This window comes from Pseudomonas sp. B26(2017), assembly GCF_002113045.1.
In the GTDB taxonomy this organism is placed as follows: Bacteria; Pseudomonadota; Gammaproteobacteria; order Pseudomonadales; family Pseudomonadaceae; genus Aquipseudomonas.
Genome location: NZ_NEJJ01000006.1, coordinates 181902 through 201388 on the forward strand (window position 1 = coordinate 181902; position 19487 = coordinate 201388).

19 protein-coding genes are annotated in these 19487 nt (G+C 57.4%); 11 read left to right on the plus strand and 8 right to left on the minus strand.

Annotated elements, in window-relative coordinates:
* Positions 1–19: 19 nt before the first annotated feature.
* Both CAF79_RS11105 and CAF79_RS11110 read right to left on the minus strand, forming a co-directional pair.
* Positions 20–511: a M48 family metallopeptidase gene (locus CAF79_RS11105; protein WP_085697801.1), complete on the minus strand. Its 492-nt coding sequence runs from the start codon at positions 509–511 to the stop codon at positions 20–22.
* Between the two features lie 41 nt (positions 512–552).
* Positions 553–2676 (minus strand): bifunctional diguanylate cyclase/phosphodiesterase, encoded by a 2124-nt coding sequence (locus tag CAF79_RS11110; RefSeq protein WP_085697802.1) that lies wholly within the window; start codon positions 2674–2676, stop codon positions 553–555.
* 350 nt (positions 2677–3026) lie between these two features.
* On the opposite strand from CAF79_RS11110, the gene CAF79_RS11115 reads away from it, so the two are divergent.
* From CAF79_RS11115 to CAF79_RS28810, 7 genes are all read left to right on the plus strand, one after another.
* Positions 3027–3695: a polysaccharide lyase family 7 protein gene (locus CAF79_RS11115; RefSeq protein WP_085697803.1), complete on the plus strand. Its 669-nt coding sequence runs from the start codon at positions 3027–3029 to the stop codon at positions 3693–3695.
* A gap of 366 nt (positions 3696–4061) precedes the next feature.
* Positions 4062–4424: a DUF6124 family protein gene (locus tag CAF79_RS11120; RefSeq protein WP_085697804.1), complete on the plus strand. Its 363-nt coding sequence runs from the start codon at positions 4062–4064 to the stop codon at positions 4422–4424.
* Between the two features lie 266 nt (positions 4425–4690).
* On the plus strand, positions 4691–5122 hold the full coding sequence (locus CAF79_RS11125; protein WP_085697805.1) for a hypothetical protein: 432 nt from the start codon (positions 4691–4693) through the stop codon (positions 5120–5122).
* An 811-nt stretch (positions 5123–5933) separates the two neighbouring features.
* Entirely contained in the window at positions 5934–6476 is a 543-nt protein-coding gene (locus CAF79_RS28805) for a hypothetical protein (RefSeq protein ID WP_139832586.1), read from the plus strand.
* A 156-nt stretch (positions 6477–6632) separates the two neighbouring features.
* A complete protein-coding gene (locus CAF79_RS29125) occupies positions 6633–6794 on the plus strand; it encodes a hypothetical protein (RefSeq protein ID WP_170929723.1) in 162 nt (53 codons plus the stop codon).
* Between the two features lie 114 nt (positions 6795–6908).
* Positions 6909–7352, plus strand: coding sequence for a hypothetical protein (locus CAF79_RS11130; RefSeq protein WP_085697806.1), 444 nt, complete (start codon positions 6909–6911; stop codon positions 7350–7352).
* 154 nt (positions 7353–7506) lie between these two features.
* Positions 7507–8067: a hypothetical protein gene (locus CAF79_RS28810; RefSeq protein WP_139832587.1), complete on the plus strand. Its 561-nt coding sequence runs from the start codon at positions 7507–7509 to the stop codon at positions 8065–8067.
* Between the two features lie 217 nt (positions 8068–8284).
* On the opposite strand, the gene fba is transcribed toward CAF79_RS28810, so the two are convergent.
* The 6 genes from fba to tkt all read right to left on the minus strand — a co-directional run bounded on the left by fba (position 8285) and on the right by tkt (position 14526).
* Entirely contained in the window at positions 8285–9349 is a 1065-nt protein-coding gene (gene fba, locus CAF79_RS11135) for a class II fructose-bisphosphate aldolase (RefSeq protein WP_007959708.1), read from the minus strand.
* 125 nt (positions 9350–9474) lie between these two features.
* Positions 9475–9807, minus strand: a complete 333-nt coding sequence (locus CAF79_RS11140) for an MliC family protein (protein WP_085697807.1) — start codon at positions 9805–9807, stop codon at positions 9475–9477.
* Between the two features lie 56 nt (positions 9808–9863).
* A complete protein-coding gene (locus CAF79_RS11145; RefSeq protein WP_085697808.1) occupies positions 9864–10085 on the minus strand; it encodes a hypothetical protein in 222 nt (73 codons plus the stop codon).
* A 34-nt stretch (positions 10086–10119) separates the two neighbouring features.
* Positions 10120–11283 carry a phosphoglycerate kinase gene (locus tag CAF79_RS11150; RefSeq protein ID WP_085697809.1) on the minus strand — a complete coding sequence of 388 codons (1164 nt, stop codon included), beginning with the start codon at positions 11281–11283 and terminating at the stop codon, positions 10120–10122.
* Between the two features lie 12 nt (positions 11284–11295).
* The gene (gene epd, locus CAF79_RS11155; protein ID WP_085697810.1) at positions 11296–12348 is read right to left on the minus strand and encodes an erythrose-4-phosphate dehydrogenase; all 1053 of its coding nucleotides are present in this window, start codon (positions 12346–12348) and stop codon (positions 11296–11298) included.
* A gap of 180 nt (positions 12349–12528) precedes the next feature.
* Positions 12529–14526, minus strand: a complete 1998-nt coding sequence (gene tkt, locus CAF79_RS11160; RefSeq protein WP_085697811.1) for a transketolase — start codon at positions 14524–14526, stop codon at positions 12529–12531.
* Positions 14527–14797: 271 nt separating this feature from the next.
* Here tkt and CAF79_RS11165 point away from each other — a divergent pair, with 271 nt between their 5' ends.
* From CAF79_RS11165 to CAF79_RS11180, 4 genes are all read left to right on the plus strand, one after another.
* Complete coding sequence (locus tag CAF79_RS11165; protein WP_085697812.1) at positions 14798–15793, plus strand: metalloregulator ArsR/SmtB family transcription factor; 996 nt, start codon at positions 14798–14800, stop codon at positions 15791–15793.
* 18 nt (positions 15794–15811) lie between these two features.
* Complete coding sequence (gene metK, locus CAF79_RS11170) at positions 15812–17002, plus strand: methionine adenosyltransferase (protein WP_011336330.1); 1191 nt, start codon at positions 15812–15814, stop codon at positions 17000–17002.
* A 203-nt stretch (positions 17003–17205) separates the two neighbouring features.
* On the plus strand, positions 17206–18882 hold the full coding sequence (ligB, locus tag CAF79_RS11175; protein ID WP_085697813.1) for an NAD-dependent DNA ligase LigB: 1677 nt from the start codon (positions 17206–17208) through the stop codon (positions 18880–18882).
* A 98-nt stretch (positions 18883–18980) separates the two neighbouring features.
* Positions 18981–19376, plus strand: a complete 396-nt coding sequence (locus CAF79_RS11180; protein ID WP_085697814.1) for a DUF1090 domain-containing protein — start codon at positions 18981–18983, stop codon at positions 19374–19376.
* Positions 19377–19487 lie beyond the last annotated feature (111 nt).

The window sequence follows — 19487 nt, forward strand, 5'->3', positions numbered from 1 at the left end:
CGCTCCGGTGTTTGATGTCTTATTGCATGTCCAGCCACGTCAGGTACACCCGCAGATCGAACTCGATCTGGTGATAGCCCGGCAGCATGTGCTCACATAATTTATAGAACGCCTTGTTGTGATCCGACTCCTTGAAGTGCGCCAGTTCGTGCACGACGATCATCTTCAAAAACTCAGGCGCGGCCTCCTTGAACAGCGAGGCGATGCGAATCTCTTTCTTGGCCTTGAGCTTGCCGCCCTGCACCCGCGAGACCGTGGTGTGCAGGCCGAGGGCGCGGTGGGTCAGGTCGAGGCGGTTGTCGAACAGCACCTTGTCGATGGCCGGGGCGTTGCGCAGGTATTCCTGCTTCAAGTCCAGCGCGTAACCGTACAACGCCTTGTCGCTCTGCACGTCGTGACGGCCCGGATAGCGTTGGCTCAGGTAATCACCAAGGCGGTTGTCAGCGATCAATTGGCGCACCTGATCCTGCAGATTCGCGGGATAGGCCTGGAGGTATTTCAACGCAGTCATGGGGCGGCACAGATCATGAAAAGGCCGCCAGTGTAGCGAATTCAATCGGCCAACGCGCTCCAGTCGAACGGCTCGGTAAAGCGTGCGGTGTCCTCGGCGACCAACGGCCGCGCCACCAGGAAGCCCTGCACGTACTCGCAACCATGAGCTTGCAGCCACTGATATTGCTCGACGGTTTCCACGCCTTCGGCAATCACCAGCAAGCCGTATTCCTTGCATAAGTCGATGACCGTGCGCACCAGCGAAGCGTCGCGAGACGAGTCCGGCAATCGGGCGATCAGGTGCCGATCGAGTTTGAGGGTATCCAGTTCCAGATCGCGCAGATGCGCCAGCGAGCAGGACCCGGAACCGAAATCGTCCAGCGCCACCCGCACCCCGAGATTGCGCAGCAGCTTCAGCTGTTTGCGGGTCTCGTCCGGGTTGATCGTCAGCGCCTCTTCGGTCACTTCCACTTCCATCTGGTGCGGCTGCAAACCATGGCGCTCCAGCACCTGACGCAATTCGGTGACCAGATTCGGCAGGCCGAACTGGGTGTTGCTCAGGCTCACGCCGATCACCAGATCTCCTGAGAACTCGGCCTCCCACGCCTTACGCTGCCCGGCGCTGCGATGATAGATCCAGCTGCCGAGCCGGCTGATCAGCGTCGCCTCTTCCAGCAACGGCAGGAACAACCCCGGCGGCACGTCGCCGACGCTCGGGTGCTGCCAGCGCAGCAACGCCTCGAAACCGCGAATCCGGCCATCGCCAATCGCCACCTGCGGCTGGTACACCAGATTGAAATCGCGGTTTTCGATGGCGTTGCGCACGCTCTCTTCCAGCATCAGCCGCGAGCGCGCGCGGCCGTTCATTTCATGATCGTAAAAGCGATATTGCTGACGCCCGGCACGCTTGGCCTCGTACATGGCGATGTCCGAGGCGCGCATCAAACCGTCGAGGTTGTTGCCGCAATCCGGGTAGGTGGCGATGCCGATGCTCGCACCCAAAGCAATATCGAGGCCTTCGATCTGCTGACAGATCGACACCCGCTCGATGAGTTTCTCGGCGATCTTCGCCGCTTGTTCGGGGAATTCCAGATCCAGCAGCGCGGTGAATTCATCGCCACCCATCCGCGCCAGAATGTCGAACGGCCGCAGGCAGGCTTTCAGTTGTTCGGAGACCCAGCGCAACACCCGGTCCCCGGCATCATGCCCGAGGGAATCGTTGACCCTTTTGAAGCCGTCGAGATCGAGGTACATCAGCACCCAGCTGCTGTCCGTGCGCTCGCCGCGCAGCAACAGGTTTTCCACAGTCTGGTAGAAACCCCGACGATTGAGCAGCCCGGTCAGCGGATCAGTGACCGCTTGAAATTCCAGCTGTTGATGCAGATGACGCACCACCGACATGTCCAGGACCGTCACCACCATCGCGTGCTGTTCACTCGGCAACGCTGCGCAGGACAAGGCCACCGGCACCTGCTGGCCTGGTGCGGTACGCAGCAACGCGTCGTGTAAGCGCAACGTCTCGCCGCGTTTGTAACTGGCATAAAACTCGGAATCGACCCACAGCGGAATGTGCGGTTTCTGCAGGAAATCGAGAAACTCCTGCCCTTCCAATTCCTTTACCGGTGCATTGAGCAGCCGGGAAATCGCCGGGTTGGCGAAGCGGATCAGACCCTCCTCGCCCAGTACCAGAATCCCTTCGGCAGCGTTATCCAGCACCGACGCATTGAAGGCCCGCGCCGACTCCAGATCCTGACTCAGGCGCTGCAACGCCCGGCGATTGCGTTGATGTTCCAGCAACGCCTGGACTTTGGGTTTGAGAATCTGCGGATCGAACGGTTTGAACAGGTAATCCACCGCACCGCTGGCATAGCCCTTGATCACGGCGTCCTGGGACTGCTCGTTGGCGGTGAGAAAGATGATCGGGGTCAGGCGCGTGCGCTGGCTGCCGCGCATCAGACGCGCGACTTCAAAACCGTCCATGCCCGGCATCTGCACATCCAGCAGCACCAGATCGACGTCGTGTTCGAGCAGCAAACTGAGGGCTTCGAAACCGGAAGCTGCGGTCATAACCTGCCAGTCCTGGCGCTGCAACAATGCGCGCATGCTGATCAGATTTTCAGGGTAATCATCAACGATCAAAAGGACTGAGCTGCCTTCACCTGGCTGGGGTTGCGCGCATTCCATGCTGCTTCTCTTGTCGGGACATCTTGTGTCGGGGCATCTCGGATCAGTGTTCCGGCGTTTTCTCGTGAAAACCGTACAGTCACTGAGCGTTCACTCTAGTCCGGGATCTGTAAAAGCAATAGCTGTCATCCAGCCATCATTTAACCAAACCGATAGGCAGCCGACTAACGGTCACCGCTGAAGCCCTCGAAAACCGGGAAACATGGCATTTCGACAGGTTGTTGACGCCAATCATCCGCCAGACGGCCGTTAACAAAAAATCCCACTACGCTTATAAAGGCCGCCCCCAAGAACCGCGGGGTAGAGCATCTGGCACGCGCGTACAACTGCAAAAGAGTGGAAGAACCGACATGATCGACCTCGCAACCTGGAACCTCAGCGTTCCCGTTGGCAGCCCGCCCTACACCGTCGAAACCTCCAGACTGGTGAACGGCTTCAAGGATCAGTACTTCCATTCCGACACCGGCACCCTGTTCTTCTGGTCCCCGGTGACCGGCTCGAAAACCGAAAACGCCATCTACCCGCGTACCGAACTTCGTGAAACCTACAGCAACGGCACCCTGCGCAACTGGTATTACCCGGACGCCGACAACCTGCTGCGCGCGACCCTCTCGGTCAACAAGGTGCCCAGCTCCGGCAAGATCGTCATCGGGCAGATCCATGCCTATGAAAGCCAGAAGCCGATGCTCAAGCTTGAGTACCAGTACAAGGACAAAACCGAAACCGGCAACCTGGTGATCAAACTGCGCACCCATCCGGATCAGGACGAAAGCCGCGTCATCACCCTCGCCACCGGGATCAAACTCAATCGCGAGTTCAACTACCTCATTCACCTGAGCCCCGGCGGCGCGCTGGGCGTGAGTGCGGCCGGGTATCAGTGGGATTCGCAGATCAGCGCGACGTGGCGCAACAAACCGCTGTACTTCAAGGCGGGCGTTTACGTACAGGACAACACCGGGTACACCAGCGAGGGTGGGCAGGTGACGTTCAGCAAGCTGGATATCGATCACGATAAATAGCGACGGCGCGCTCGTTTAAGGCTGCTGTTTAAAGACGGTTCGCGTTACTTCCTGAAGCCTACAACGGCTTGCGTCGCGGCCTACCGGTACGCCAGAATCCGCCGGCTTGTGCGCCTGGAGGGCCGTCGGTAACTTGATTCGGGTCACTGATTCGCAGTGATCGGGTTTAGTAGCCTGTGGTGTTTTCAGCTACGTGCAACGCGCTGTCCATCAGACATTCCAGTCTGACTGTGATGGTGGCTGTGCGCAGGGCGCTTCGGCGCGCCGGTTAATGCTGAATACTCCCCGGTCTACTAACCTGCGCACAGCTGCCACCCTTCTTTTAGTAGGGAAGGACCGGCAGCTCCTTACAGGAGTTTTCAGCTTATGTTCAAACCTACGCCTAACCCGCCAGAAACCGATCCGGCCTCCCCCTACGATTCCCTCGACCCCAAAAAACTCAACGAAGCCGCCGAACGCGCCCTCGACCACTACCTCTGCCCCGGCGCCCGTATCATGGCCACGGTCAACGAACCCGACCCCATGTACTTCGCCAACCCCGCCTACAACACCGAATCACTGCTGGCCAACGCCAGCGAAACCCTCGGCTCCGCCAGCGAAATGCTCAACAACTTCGCCGCCACCCTCCCTCCCGCCGACCGCAAAACCGCGATAGGCATTGCGCAACTGGTGATGCTTGGAGAACTGGCGGTGAATCAGGCGCTGGACCACGTGGAGCCAAAAACTTAATCAGCAACTGGCTGAGGTAACTCATCTACCACAGAACCCGCCATAGGCGGGTTTTCTTCGCGCAGTACCGAAAAACTGCCAACAATAAATCCGTCACCTTCTTAATACGTCGCAAAAAACCAGTATCGACATATAACTATTCGATTTTGAACAAATAAGTAATTGATATAAAAAACTGTCATATTTGACAGTTAGAAAAACCAGAAAAACAACTCACACTATTGACACCAAAGCCAACAAACCTCGAGTAACCAAGAGAGAGCATCATGGCCAAGTACGTCGTACTTCCAGGAGTAACTCTTTATTACAGCGACGCTGTACAGCACCCACTAAAGTCACCATTCGGGGTTAATATGAAAGACCCTCAAAATGTTGTCTACCAGATTCACGGACTACCTTATGCGTCTTACCAGCGCCTATCCGGTATCAGCATAAAACTCCCCGCCAACACACCAATGGCTGGGGACTTGTCTCTCTATATCGACAACGTAACAATGGAAAAATATATCCAGACAATCATAAAAACCCTACGCACCATTTTCCACTCGACAGCGGCGCGACTCAATAGGTACGCCCGCATGAAGCTTAATAGTTTAGGAGCCATAAATCATGGCACAACCGACATACATAGTGACTTCAGCTACAACGTTTTTTTATTCGGACTCTACAATTCCTGCCGAAAAAACTATCGGCATTGACACTAAGTTTCCCCAAAACGCCGCTTATACACTATATGGAAAACCCTATGGGCAATTCCAGAGGCTAGGTGAATTCAACTTGGCTATTGACCCTTCAATCCCTTTACAAGTTGGCCAAACACCCGATGCATATGGTGACAACATCATGACCAACAACCCTGCCAATTCGTTCTCACATAACCGTCAAATATTAGGACCTCAACCGCTTAAAGTTTTTGCTGGAATGCCGGCCATGAGAATACTGGACACTGGAGATATTGAATGCTACGGCTCGGTGACTGATACAGCGAACAACAGGATTTACATAATCCTCTCCAGCGATCATTACCATACAACAGCCATAACCCAAGAACAACGAAACGTACCAAGTTGGGCCAGACAGAAATTTTTAACTAGTAGGATAAGACACACACGATCGCAGAGCATATAAAAACCGCCATATACAAAATCACAAATCTTCCCTATCAAGCTATATCCCCCCAACAACCAAACGGAGAATCAAACCATGAGCACTTCCACACCAACAATATCAACCCAGCGGTCAGTTCCATTTGTGCTTTTCCCATTCGACTCTATAGGTAGGGGCGCGAAATGCTGGATTAGAAGACCTGACGGCACAAGCGAAACAGTCGTATTAGACAACATAGATATGATTAACAGAAAAATTTACGCCACACGTCTCGACGGAACAAGTATTACCGAGGAAATCTCTGACATTGAACTATACCGAGAGAGCTACGTTGAGTGGCAAGCAGCCACAAAAAAATAGCGAGTTAACTTTTTAAAACATCAAAAGATGATGGAGAACAGAATGACTATCTTTCACTCCCAGGGCGAAGGTTTGCAATACAAAATTGGCGACACTATCAACTTCACCCACGACGGGTCAGCACTTTTCGACATGCGAATAATTGGAATCGACCAGACCGCAACCTCTTTAATTGCCGCACCTAATAGTGCTCCAAGCAAACTGAAACCCTACCTATTCAGGAATACAACACTCCTTACAAAAATAAGTTTCAAAGAACCGCCTAAAAACCAACTTTCAGTTGGTACGCAAACGCTCACTGCTTATCCAAGGAATGGTAATGGTGCAGTCTCAGGCGGCTTGATTGCATTTTGGGGAACGCCCGGTGCCGGGAGCACTAATTGGGATGACGGTGAGCCACCCTTAGTTCCACGCCCAGAGCACGCTTGGAATGTCCCTGATTATCCTGGGCAACAAACAAGTTGGCACTCGAACCTTTGCGTTTGCTGGAGGTGTCAGGCGATTTACGCTGCTGCCACTGCTTCTCTTGGTCATCCTGCAACGCCATGGGGAGATTATAGGTACGGTGACCCAGTGAAACCTTGAAAGATCAGAAAGGTGAGCTTAAAAAAATAGAAAAAAGGGGAGAAAAAGGGGACGGATTTATTTATCAACAAATAAATCTTCCCCTTTTTCCTTCCATGTAGACCATTCGATTTTTATACACCGCAAAATACTCACCAGCCAACGGAGGCACTTCACATGGCTAAGTACATCGTTTCTCCTGCACCTCTAGTTTTTTACTCCGATAGCAATATTCCAGCAGAACGAAAAATAGGTTTCGACCCCAAGGATATGAACAATGTTGCCTACACGCTCTACAACAAACCGTATAGCTTGTTTCGGCAAAATGACTTTAAGTGACTTTAAGGGGACAGATTTATTTAACATATGAATCCGCCCCCATAAAAAGCCCCTCATCTTTCCTCAAGCATTGAAAGACAGCGTGACCACCTTAACTAAAAAAGGAAGCTCTCCATGGCCACCCAATACGTTGTAGTTAAAGAACCATTTGCCCATTTCTATTCAGACACAACAACTGAAAGAGCGGAACCCATCATGGGTGTAAAACCAAGAGACACCAATAACGTCGCCTATACCTTGTACAACAAACCTTACGGCAAGTATCAATTTCTGGGCGGCTGTAATTTTTTGCTTCCAACATCCATTCCTTTCATACCCGGCATGGTCGTAGACTTTTATGCAGACAACACAACCACAGGCATAACTGCAAACTCATTCATCAACCAGCTGACACTACCCAGCAACTTCAACAATACCGATGTAAGGATTTTCATGGGCATTCCAGCCATGGACAAACTGGATAACGGCCTGATCGAGTGCTATGGCTCTGTGACAGACGCAGTGAACAACACTGTTTATGTCATGCAGTCTCTTTTCTTCACGATCCAGAAACCTTAGAAAACCGGATCATTGAATACCAAAGTGAAAAATTGAGGGGGCGTAATTTATAAATTTGCCATACACACCAAACCAATGAGTTCATCTGCAGAATAAATAAATCTGTTATCGGTCACTTTAACACCATCACACCAAGAAACCTGGAGTAACTGACATGAGTACAACACAAAACGTACAACGCCAGGTGCACCTGCGCACTGGCGACAAATTCACCGCGATCACAAAAAAAAACAAATTGGTCGACGGCACCATCGAATCGATAGACGGCGCAAGCGTAAAAGTAAAGAATACAGCAGGCATATTAGAAACTATTAGAAAGACTGATATCACTGCACTGCAGCTAGACAATTTTGATTATCATATACTTGATTATGTTGGCTCAAAGCCAGCAGCTTTCAACCCGCAGCCTGACTCCCCAAATATCTATCCGGGAATCGCAGAAACCGTAAGCATACCTAGTTTCCCACCCGCCGACCCAAAACCAATTACTGTTAAACCCTATATCCCTCCTGAACCTGATAGCACTCCGTGGATTTGGGATCGCTACAATAATCCCGGGTACGTGGAGGGTTCAAACGGACAACAATTACAACAAGGCTATGTTAGAAGCGACTCAACTACTTATGCATTGAAATTTACCTTCGAAGCGCAAGAAACAATTGAGGAGTCAACTGAAACCGTCAAGGTAAAAAGATATACATACCGCCCTGCATAAGCCAACCGACGACTCCAAGAGCTCTAGAGAACTATGAAGAGCTTATGGGGACAGCGAAACAAGAACTTATGGGGACAGATTTATTTATCATGCCATTGAGCAAACAGCAGCGCCGTTTGCTCTTACTTTTGGATAACCTCATGGCCCAAGAATATCGTCGCCCATAAAAAATCCGCCTCTCGGCGGATTTTTTATTCAATCAGCTCAACACCCAGTCTCAATTGACCTTGGCGTTCAACTCACCCTTCAGATAACGCTGATACATGCTTTCCAGCGAGATCGGCTTGATCTTCGAAGCATTGCCGGCAGTACCGAAAGCTTCGTAACGAGCGATACATACGTCGCGCATCGCCTTCACGGTTTCGCCGAAGAATTTACGCGGGTCGAATTCGCTCGGGTTGGTGGCCATCAGGCGACGCATGGCGCCGGTGGATGCCAGACGCAGGTCGGTGTCGATGTTGACCTTGCGCACGCCGTGCTTGATGCCTTCGACGATTTCTTCAACCGGTACGCCGTAGGTTTCTTTGATGTCGCCGCCGTACTGGTTGATGATCGCCAGCCACTCTTGCGGAACCGACGAGGAACCGTGCATCACCAGGTGGGTGTTCGGAATGCGCTTGTGGATTTCCTTGATGCGGTCGATCGCCAGCACGTCACCGGTAGGCGGCTTGGTGAACTTGTAGGCGCCGTGGCTGGTGCCGATAGCGATGGCCAGGGCATCAACTTGGGTCTTCTTGACGAAGTCAGCGGCTTCTTCCGGGTCGGTCAGCATCTGGCTGTGATCCAGAACGCCTTCGGCGCCGATGCCGTCTTCTTCACCGGCCATGCCGGTTTCCAGCGAACCCAGGCAGCCCAGCTCGCCCTCAACCGAAACGCCGCAGGCGTGAGCCATGGCGACAGTTTGTTGGGTCACGCGGACGTTGTATTCGTAGTCGGTCGGAGTCTTGCCGTCTTCGCCGAGGGAGCCGTCCATCATCACCGAGCTGAAGCCCAGCTGGATCGAGCGCTGGCAGACGTCAGGGCTGGTGCCGTGGTCCTGGTGCATGCACACCGGGATGTGCGGGAATTCTTCGATCGCGGCCAGGATCAGGTGACGCAGGAACGGGGCGCCGGCGTATTTGCGAGCGCCGGCCGAAGCCTGGACGATCACCGGGGAGTCAGTCTTGTCAGCGGCTTCCATGATGGCGCGCATCTGCTCAAGGTTGTTGACGTTGAAGGCTGGAACGCCGTAGCCGAACTCGGCTGCGTGGTCCAGCATCTGGCGCATGCTGATAAGTGCCATTGTGTGTCTCTCTCCCGGTTTGGGTCGTTAATCGTGCCAGCCTGCCGGAGCGGCGGCGGCTATTCAAGTGATTGCAGATCGGGGGTTGAGGCCCGGCCTGGTGATTCGATAAAGCAAATTCTGTGTTATTGGGCTTTGCAGCCCCGGCCGATCAGATCATTGGTAGCGACCCAGTAGACCAGGCCTTCATTACCTTTGATGTGAAACGCCAGCATGTCGTCGCTGTACAACGTGCCCGAGGCGCCCGGCTCTTCTTTCAGGCGATAGACCTGATCGCCACCGCCCAGTCGCACATCGACTGCCTTCTGGCCGGCGTCGGTGTAACGCCACAGCACCTTGGCCTGGCTGTCGCAGGTCCAGGTGGTCCAGTTATCCACAGGAGCGGACGACTGGAACGGGTTCCACTGCGCACAACCACCCAACAAGCCCAGTGCCGCAACGGCGATCAAACCTTTCATCCGTGTTCCTCGACCGGCAGCGCACGCCGCCGGACTTGAGTAAAGAGTCAGACCGGTCAAGGACAACCATGTTCCTTGGCCGGGGTTTGCGTCTCGTATTTGTCCAGACCGTCCGGCCCCGAGCGCTTGTTCAGCACCGGGTTGGTTTCGGCCTGCCAGTCGGCCTGGTAGCAGCCCTTCTGTGCCTCGCCGGGTGCCGGCTCCGGCGCAGCCTTCGGGTTACTCCCGCAGGCTGCCAATGTACCGGTCAGCAACAACAGCGCTAACGACTTGACCATCTGAACACTCCTTTGCCTGGCCAAACGGGCGGCCTCAGGCCTTGGCCCGGCTTTCCAGGACTTCAACGGCCGGCAGCACCTTGCCTTCGACGAATTCGAGGAACGCGCCACCACCGGTGGAAATGTAGGAGATCTTTTCTGCCACGCCATATTTATCGATGGCGGCCAGGGTGTCGCCACCGCCGGCAATCGAGAACGCCGCGCTTTCGGCGATGGCTTCGGCCAGCACTTTGGTGCCGTTACCGAACTGGTCGAATTCGAACACGCCGACCGGGCCGTTCCACAGGATGGTTTTCGACGACTTCAGCAGTTCGGCGAAGTTGGCAGCGGTTTGCGGGCCGATGTCCAGAATCATGTCGTCGGCAGCGACGTCAGCGATCAGCTTCACGGTCGCTTCAGCGCTTTCAGCGAATTCCTTGGCAACCACAACGTCCACCGGCAGCGGCACGCTGACCTTGGCGGCAATGGCGCGAGCGGTGTCCAGCAGGTCCGGCTCGTACAGCGACTTGCCGACCGGGTGACCGGCCGCAGCGAGAAAGGTGTTGGCGATGCCGCCGCCGACGATCAGTTGATCGCAGATCTGGCTCAGGCTGTTCAGCACGTCGAGTTTGGTCGAGACCTTGGAACCGGCAACGATGGCCGCCATCGGCTTGGCCGGGGCGCCCAGGGCTTTGCCCAGTGCATCCAGTTCAGCGGCCAGCAGCGGGCCGGCAGCAGCGACTTTGGCGAACTTGGCCACACCGTGGGTCGAACCTTCGGCGCGGTGAGCCGTGCCGAAAGCGTCCATCACGAACACGTCGCACAGGGCGGCGTATTGCTGGGCCAGTTCGTCGGTGTTCTTTTTCTCGCCCTTGTTGAAGCGCACGTTTTCGAACAGCACGATGTCGCCGGCCTTGACGTCAACGCCGCCCAGGTAGTCCGTCACCAGCGGCACTTCGCGGCCCAGGGCCTTGCTCAAGTAATCGGCGACAGGCTTGAGGCTGTTCTCGGCGGAGAACTCGCCTTCGGTCGGACGACCCAGGTGCGAGCAGACCATCACGGCCGCGCCTTTTTCCAGGGCCAGCTTGATGGTCGGCAGCGAAGCCAGGATACGCGCATCGCTGGTGACAACACCGTCCTTGACTGGGACGTTGAGGTCTTCGCGGATCAATACGCGCTTACCTTGCAGATCGAGGTCGGACATCTTCAACACGGTCATGGGTCGCACTTCCTACGGTTTTTTTGAAGTCGCTGTCTGCAGATAGTGTTCTGCAACATCCAGCATTCGGTTGGCAAAACCCCATTCGTTGTCGAACCAGGCCAGGATGTTCACCAGCCGAGGGCCGGAAACGCGGGTCTGACTGGCATCGACGATGGCCGAATGTGGGTCATGATTGAAATCACAACTTGCGTGGGGCAGTTCGGTGTAGGCCAACAGACCTTTGAGCGGGCCGCTGGTGGCAGCCTCGCGCAGGATCCGGTTGACCTCGCCGGCGTCGGTATCGCTCGCGGTCTGCATCGTGATGTCGAGGCAGGACACGTTGACCGTCGGCACGCGTACGGCTTTGGCCTGGATTCGCCCGGCAAGTTCCGGCAGCAGGCGCTCGATACCTCGCGCCAGCCCTGTGGAAACCGGGATCACCGACTGGAACGCCGAACGGGTGCGGCGCAGGTCTTCGTGGTGATAGGCATCGATCACCGGCTGATCGTTCATCGCCGAGTGAATCGTGGTGATCGACACATAATCCAGGCCGACTGCCTGATCCAGCAGACGCAATAGCGGCACGCCACAGTTGGTGGTGCAGGAGGCGTTGGACACCAGCAATTCATCGCCGGTCAGGCAATCCTGATTGACGCCGTAGACGATGGTGGCGTCGACATCCGCCTCGCTGGCCATCGGCTGCGAAAACAGCACACGCGGCGCGCCAGCGTCGAGGAAACGCTGGCCGTCTGCGCGGGTGTGCCAGGCGCCGGAGCATTCGAGCACCAGATCGACGCCCAGCGACGCCCAATCGATGCCTTCGGGGGTGGCACTGCGCAGGACCTTCACGCAGCCGCCATTAATATGCAGACAATCGCCGTCGACCCTCACTTCGCCGGGAAACCGGCCGTGAGTGGAGTCGAAGCGTGTCAGGTATTCGATGCTGGCCATGTCGGCCAGGTCGTTGATCGCGACAATTTCAAACCCTGCCTTCTCGCCTCGCTCGAACAACGCACGCAAAACGCAACGACCAATCCGGCCGTAGCCGTTGAGTGCAACTTTGTAGGGACGCGGTTGAGGCATGGGGTTCTCGATTACCGTGGTGTATCCGTTGATGCGATGGCGCCTGAACCATCGCTATCGCGAGCAAGCTCGCTCCCACATGGGGCCTATGTTGCAAACACTATTTGTGTCACACAACAAATCCCCTGCGGGAGCGAGCTTGCTCGCGATGGCGTCAGTTCAGGCGACACCTATTCTGGATCAGTCTTCCAGCAGCTCTTCAGCCTGACCCAGGATGTTTTCCAGGGTGAAGCCGAACTCTTCGAACAGTGCCGAAGCCGGAGCCGATTCGCCGTAGGTGGTCATGCCGATCACGCGACCTTCCAGACCCACGTACTTGAACCAGAAGTCGGCGTGGGCCGCTTCGATCGCGATACGCGCGCCAACCTGCAACGGCAGGACCGATTGCTTGTAGCTGGCGTCCTGAGCATCGAACGCGCTGGTGCATGGCATGGAAACCACGCGCACCTTGCGGCCTTGCTCGGTCAGTTTGTCGTAGGCCTGAACGGCCAGACCGACTTCCGAACCGGTGGCGATCAGGATCAGCTCAGGCTCGCCTGCACAGTCCTTCAGTACATAACCGCCACGGCTGATGTTGGCGATCTGGCCAGCATCACGGGTTTGGTGCTGCAGGTTCTGACGCGAGAAGATCAGCGCCGACGGGCCGTCCTTGCGCTCCAGGGCGTTTTTCCAGGCCACGGCCGATTCAACGGCATCGGCCGGACGCCAGGTGTCGAGGTTCGGCGTGCTGCGCAGGCTGGTCAGTTGCTCGATCGGCTGGTGCGTCGGGCCGTCTTCGCCCAGACCGATGGAGTCGTGGGTGTAGACGTGGATGACACGCTGCTTCATCAGAGCGGACATGCGCACCGCGTTGCGGGCGTACTCCATGAACATCAGGAAGGTCGCGCCGTAAGGCACCAGACCGCCGTGCAGGGCAACGCCGTTCATGATGGCGGTCATGCCGAATTCGCGCACGCCGTAGTACATGTAGTTGCCGCTGGCGTCTTCGGCGCTGACGCCTTTGCAGCCTTTCCACAGGGTCAGGTTGGAACCGGCCAGGTCGGCCGAACCGCCCAGCACTTCCGGCAGCAGCGGGCCGAACGCGTTCAAGGTGTTCTGGCTGGCTTTACGGCTGGCGATGGTTTCGCCTTTGGCCGCAACGTCGGCGATGTAGGCGTCAGCCTTCTCGGAGAAGTCGGCCGGCAGCTCGCCGCTCAGGCGACGGATCAGTTCATTGGCTTCGGTCGGGAATGCGGCGGAGTAAGCAGCGAAACGCTGATCCCACTCGGCTTCGACAGCGCGGCCTTTTTCCTTGGCGTCCCACTCGGCATAGATGTCGGCCGGGATTTCGAACGGGCCGTGGTTCCAGTTCAGCGCCTGACGGGTCAGGGCGATTTCCGCGTCACCCAGCGGGGCGCCGTGGCAATCTTCCTTGCCTTGCTTGTTCGGCGAACCGAAACCGATGGTGGTCTTGCAGCAGATCAGGGTCGGCAGCGGGCTCTTGCGAGCGGTCTCGATGGCGGTCTTGATCTCTTCCGGATCGTGACCGTCGACATTGCGGATCACCTGCCAGTTGTAGGCTTCGAAACGCTTCGGCGTGTCATCGGTGAACCAGCCTTCGACTTCGCCGTCGATGGAGATGCCGTTGTCATCGTAGAAGGCGATCAGCTTGCCCAGGCCCAGAGTGCCGGCCAGGGAAGCGACTTCGTGGGAAATGCCTTCCATCATGCAGCCATCACCCAGGAACACGTAGGTGTGGTGGTCGACGATGTTGTGGCCGGGACGGTTGAACTGGGCGCCCAGTACCTTTTCTGCCAGGGCGAAGCCCACGGCGTTGGCCAGACCCTGACCCAACGGGCCGGTGGTGGTTTCAACGCCCGGGGTGTAACCGAATTCCGGGTGGCCCGGGGTGCGGCTGTGCAATTGACGGAACTGTTTCAGGTCGTCGATCGACAGGTCGTAACCGGTCAGGTGCAGCAGCGAGTAGATCAACATCGAGCCGTGGCCGTTGGACAGCACGAAGCGGTCACGGTCGGCGAACGATGGATTGCTCGGGTTGTGCTTGAGGTAGTCGCGCCAAAGCACTTCGGCGATATCTGCCATACCCATGGGGGCACCGGGATGGCCGCTGTTGGCTTTTTGCACGGCATCCATGCTGAGGGCACGAATGGCGTTGGCACGCTCACGACGGCTAGGCATCGCTGATCTCCTGGGTGTGAATAGATTGAAACGGAAAAAAGGAGGGCATTTTCCCTCACCCGAGCGCCTCGGGGCAATGACAGATAGTCATCCGGAGGCGTTTTTCCAATGGATAACATCGGTTTCGGCAGGTGAAACCTTTCCGCTGTTCGTTTGTAGAGTTGACCGGACGGCGAGAAGTGCAATCGAATGCGCCATCCATCGAGCAATATCAAAACTTTTTGATATAGACCTTGCGATGCCTTCCGACCGTCACTAGACTGCCAGCCCTATGAACTTACGTGTGCCTTCCATTCGCCATGACGATTGCGACGAGCTGGCGGCCCTGTGCAAGGCCGGCGGCGATCCACTGCGGCTGAATGTATTGCGCGCCCTGGCCAACGACTCGTTCGGCGTTCTGGAACTGGCGCAGATTTTCGATATCGGCCAGTCCGGCATGAGCCATCACCTTAAAGTGCTGGCGCAGGCGGATCTGGTGGCGACTCGCCGCGAAGGCAATGCGGTTTTCTATCGCCGCGCCCTGCCCCACACCGAGTTGCTGGGCGGCAAGTTGCACACTGCATTGTTAGAAGAAGTCGACAATCTGGCGCTGCCGGCCGACGTGGAAACCCGGATCGCAAAGGTTCACGGGCAACGCGCTGCCAACAGCCAGGACTTTTTTGCCCGGGTCGCGGAGAAATTCCGCGCCCAGCAGGATTTGATTGCCGGCCTGCCGCAGTACCGTGAAAGCGTGCTGGCCCTGCTCGACAAACTGAATTTCAATGGCGCAGCCACGGCCATTGAAGTCGGCCCCGGCGATGGTGCATTCCTGCCGGAACTGGCGCGCCGCTTCGGCACCGTAACCGCACTGGACAACAGCGCGGCGATGCTCGAACTGGCCCGTCAGGTATGTGAACGTGAACAGCTGGCTAACGTCAGCCTGCAATTGGCCGATGCATTGAATGGCGTGAGCCTTCAGGCCGATTGCGTGGTGTTGAACATGGTGTTGCACCATTTCGCCGCGCCGGCCGAAGCGCTCAAGCACATGGCCAGCCTGCTGCAACCGGGCGGTAGCCTGCTCGTGACAGAGTTATGTAGCCACAACCAGAGTTGGGCCAGGGAGGCCTGCGGTGATCTGTGGTTGGGGTTTGAACAGGACGATCTGGCCCGTTGGGCCACCGCTGCGGGACTCGTTCCCGGGGAAAGCCTCTATGTAGGCTTACGTAATGGTTTCCAGATTCAGGTCCGCCATTTTCAGCGACCGGCTGGCGACACTCACCATCGGTAAATTCAGGAAAACATCGAGATGAGCGAATACTCCCTCTTCACCTCCGAGTCCGTGTCTGAAGGACATCCGGACAAAATCGCCGACCAGATTTCCGATGCAGTGCTGGACGCCATCATCGCCCAGGACAAGCACGCACGCGTTGCGGTGGAAACCCTGGTCAAGACTGGCGTGGCCATCGTTGCCGGTGAAGTGACCACCAGCGCCTGGGTCGACCTGGAGCAGATCGTTCGTGACGTGATTTGCGACATCGGCTACACCAGCTCCGACGTTGGCTTCGACGGCGCGACCTGCGGCGTGATGAACATCATCGGCAAGCAGTCCCCTGACATCAACCAGGGTGTTGATCGTGCCAAGCCTGAAGATCAGGGCGCCGGCGACCAGGGCCTGATGTTCGGCTACGCCAGCAACGAAACCGACGTGCTGATGCCAGCACCGATCACCTTCTCGCACCAACTGGTGCAGCGTCAGGCCGAAGCCCGCAAGTCGGGTCTGCTGCCTTGGCTGCGCCCGGACGCCAAGTCGCAAGTGACCTGCCGTTACGAAGGCGGCAAGGTTGTCGGCATCGACGCCGTGGTGCTGTCGACCCAGCACAATCCTGAAGTGTCGTACAACGACCTGCGCGAAGGCGTGATGGAGCTGATCGTCAAGCACGTGCTGCCTGCCGAACTGCTGAGCAAGGACACCCAGTTCCACATCAACCCGACCGGCCAGTTCATCATTGGCGGTCCGGTGGGTGACTGCGGCCTGACCGGTCGCAAGATCATCGTCGACAGCTACGGCGGCATGGCTCGTCATGGCGGCGGCGCGTTCTCCGGTAAAGATCCATCCAAGGTTGACCGTTCGGCTGCCTACGCTGGCCGTTATGTTGCCAAGAACATCGTGGCTGCCGGCCTGGCCGAGCGTTGCGAGATTCAGGTTTCCTACGCGATCGGCGTGGCCCAGCCTACCTCGATCTCGCTGAACACCTTCGGCACCGGCAAGATCAGCGATGACAAGATCATCAAACTGGTCCGCGAAGTGTTTGACCTGCGTCCATACGCGATCACCACCATGCTCGACCTGCTGCACCCGATGTACCAGGAAACCGCAGCCTACGGCCACTTCGGTCGTGCTCCGCAGACCAAGACTGTTGGCGAAGACACCTTCTCCACGTTCACCTGGGAAAAAACCGACCGCGCCGACGCTCTGCGTTCCGCTGCCGGCCTGTAATTTTCCTGGCGGTACAGGAAGCCCCGCACGGTTCGCCGTGCGGGGCTTTTTCATTCGTACTCCGTGGGAGCGAGCTTGCTCGCGAAGAGGCCCGAATCAGCGACATCACATTCGGACTGGAAACAGCTCGCAAAACACCCATCTCTCTCAACAACAAATCCTCGCCTAGCCTTCAAGCATCTACCTGAGCAAGGACGCTCACGATGCTTGCCACACTGCGCCTGTTTTTGTTTTTCCTGCCGGTTTTCCACCTCAATACCTTCGCTGCCACCTGCCCGGACTGGCCCGCCGACCGGGCATCGAGCGAAGTCGCCGCCCTGCAACAACAGATCGACCGTTGGGACGACGCCTACCATCGCGAAGGCCGATCAGTGATCGCCGATGAGCTGTACGATCAGTCACGCCTGCGCCTGAACCAATGGCGCCGATGCTTCAAACTTCCTTCGCCACCCGAGCCGTTGCGCACTGCATCAGGCCCGGTGGCGCACCCTGTCGCCCACACCGGCCTGGACAAACTTCATGACGCTGCGGACATCGCGATCTGGCTGCGCAACCGCCAAAACGTCTGGATACAACCCAAGGTCGATGGCGTGGCGGTCACCCTGATCTATCGCGACGGCCGGTTGCATCAGGCAATCAGTCGCGGGGATGGCATTCGCGGGCAGGACTGGACGGCTTCGGCCAAAAAGATCGGAGCCATTCCGCAACAGCTGACGCAACCACAGGATCTGCTGGTGCAAGGCGAACTCTACTGGCGCTTGAACGGACACATGCAGGCACGCGCCGGCGGCGCCAATGCCCGCGCCACCGTGGCCGGTCTGCTGGGGCGCAAGGATCTCGACGCGGAACATGCCGCCGGCATCGGGCTGTTTGTCTGGGACTGGCCGCAAGGGCCTGAGGACTTGCCAGAGCGAATCGCGGCCCTGGCGCAATTCGGCTTTCCCCCCACCGAACCCTACACCCAGGCCGTCGCCAGCCTGAACGACGCGCAACGCTGGCGCGATCACTGGTATCGCTCGCCATTGCCATTCGCCACGGACGGCGTGGTTCTGCGCCAGAGCCAGCGACCGCCCGCCGAACGCTGGCAGGCTCGTCCGCCCTACTGGGCTGTCGCCTGGAAATACCCTTTTGCCCAGGCGCTGGCAGATGTACGCAAGGTGAATTTCAAGATCGGCCGCACCGGGCGCATCACGCCGGTGCTTGAACTGTCGCCGGTAACGCTCGATGACCGGCAGATCAAACGGGTCAGCGTCAGTTCGCTCAGGCGCTGGCAGGATCTGGACATTCGCCCCGGCGATCAGGTGGCAATCAGCCTGGCCGGGCTGACGATTCCGCGACTCGACAGCGTAGTGCTGCGCAGCAAGGAACGCGCCGATCTGAACGTTCCGCTGGCCAGCGACTTTCATGCCCTGAGCTGCTGGCAACCGACGCCAGGCTGCGAAAGCCAGTTCCTCGCGCGCCTGACCTGGCTCAGCGGGAAACAGGGGCTGGCCCTGCCCCATGTCGGTCGCGGTACCTGGGAGAAACTTCTCGAAACAGGCCGCCTGAACAGCCTGCTGGATTGGTTGACCCTCGACGGGCCGGAGCTTGCTAACATTGCCGGTCTCGGCGAGCGCAGCAGTGCCCGCCTGCTGCACAGTTTTCACAGCGCCCGCCAACGGCCGTTTCTACAGTGGCTCAAAGCCCTGGGATTGCCACCGACCGGTCAGGCAACACTCGCCGATTCGTGGCAGGCGCTGGCACAACGCAACACCGAACAATGGCAGGCAGAAGCCGGGATCGGCCCGGGCCGCGCGGCGCAATTGAGCGCCTTTTTTCGCGACCCGCAGGTACTGGCCCTGAGTGAAACCCTGCAAGCCGCCGGCGTCGACGGCTTCTGAACATGCAATCCCCGGCCCGCCGGGAACCCAATGTCCGCCGGAGCGCTCCAACAGCGCAGTGCTTTACCGACCCGATTGCCTTTGCACATGGAGCTTTTATGAAATTTCTCGCACCGCTCGCCCTGCTGTCTTTCTGCGCAGTCCTCGCCGCTCCCGTGATGGCCGACGAAGACGCGCCGGGCCTGACCGGTTGTGCCGCCAAGAAGCAGGGCATCATCAACCAGATCGAACAGGCCAAGTCGCGCGGCAACACCGACCAGCAGGCCGGCCTCGAAACCGCCCTGCGCGAAGTCACCGAACACTGCACCGACGCCGGTCTGAAGAAAGAACGCGAAAACAAGGTACTCGATGCCAAGCACGAAGTGAGCAAGCGCCAGGCCGATCTGGACAAGGCCATGAAGAAAGGCGATCCGGAGAAGATCGACAAGCGCAAGAACAAGCTCGCCGAATCGCGCAAGGAATTGCAGGACGCGCTGGACGAACTCGACAAGTAACCGCCAATGCGTTGAATGTGATGCCCTCTTCGCGAGCAAGCCCGCTCCCACATCAGACCGGGTTGCTCAGGTGAATACGGTCAAGTGTGGGAGCGGGCCTGTTCGCGAAGG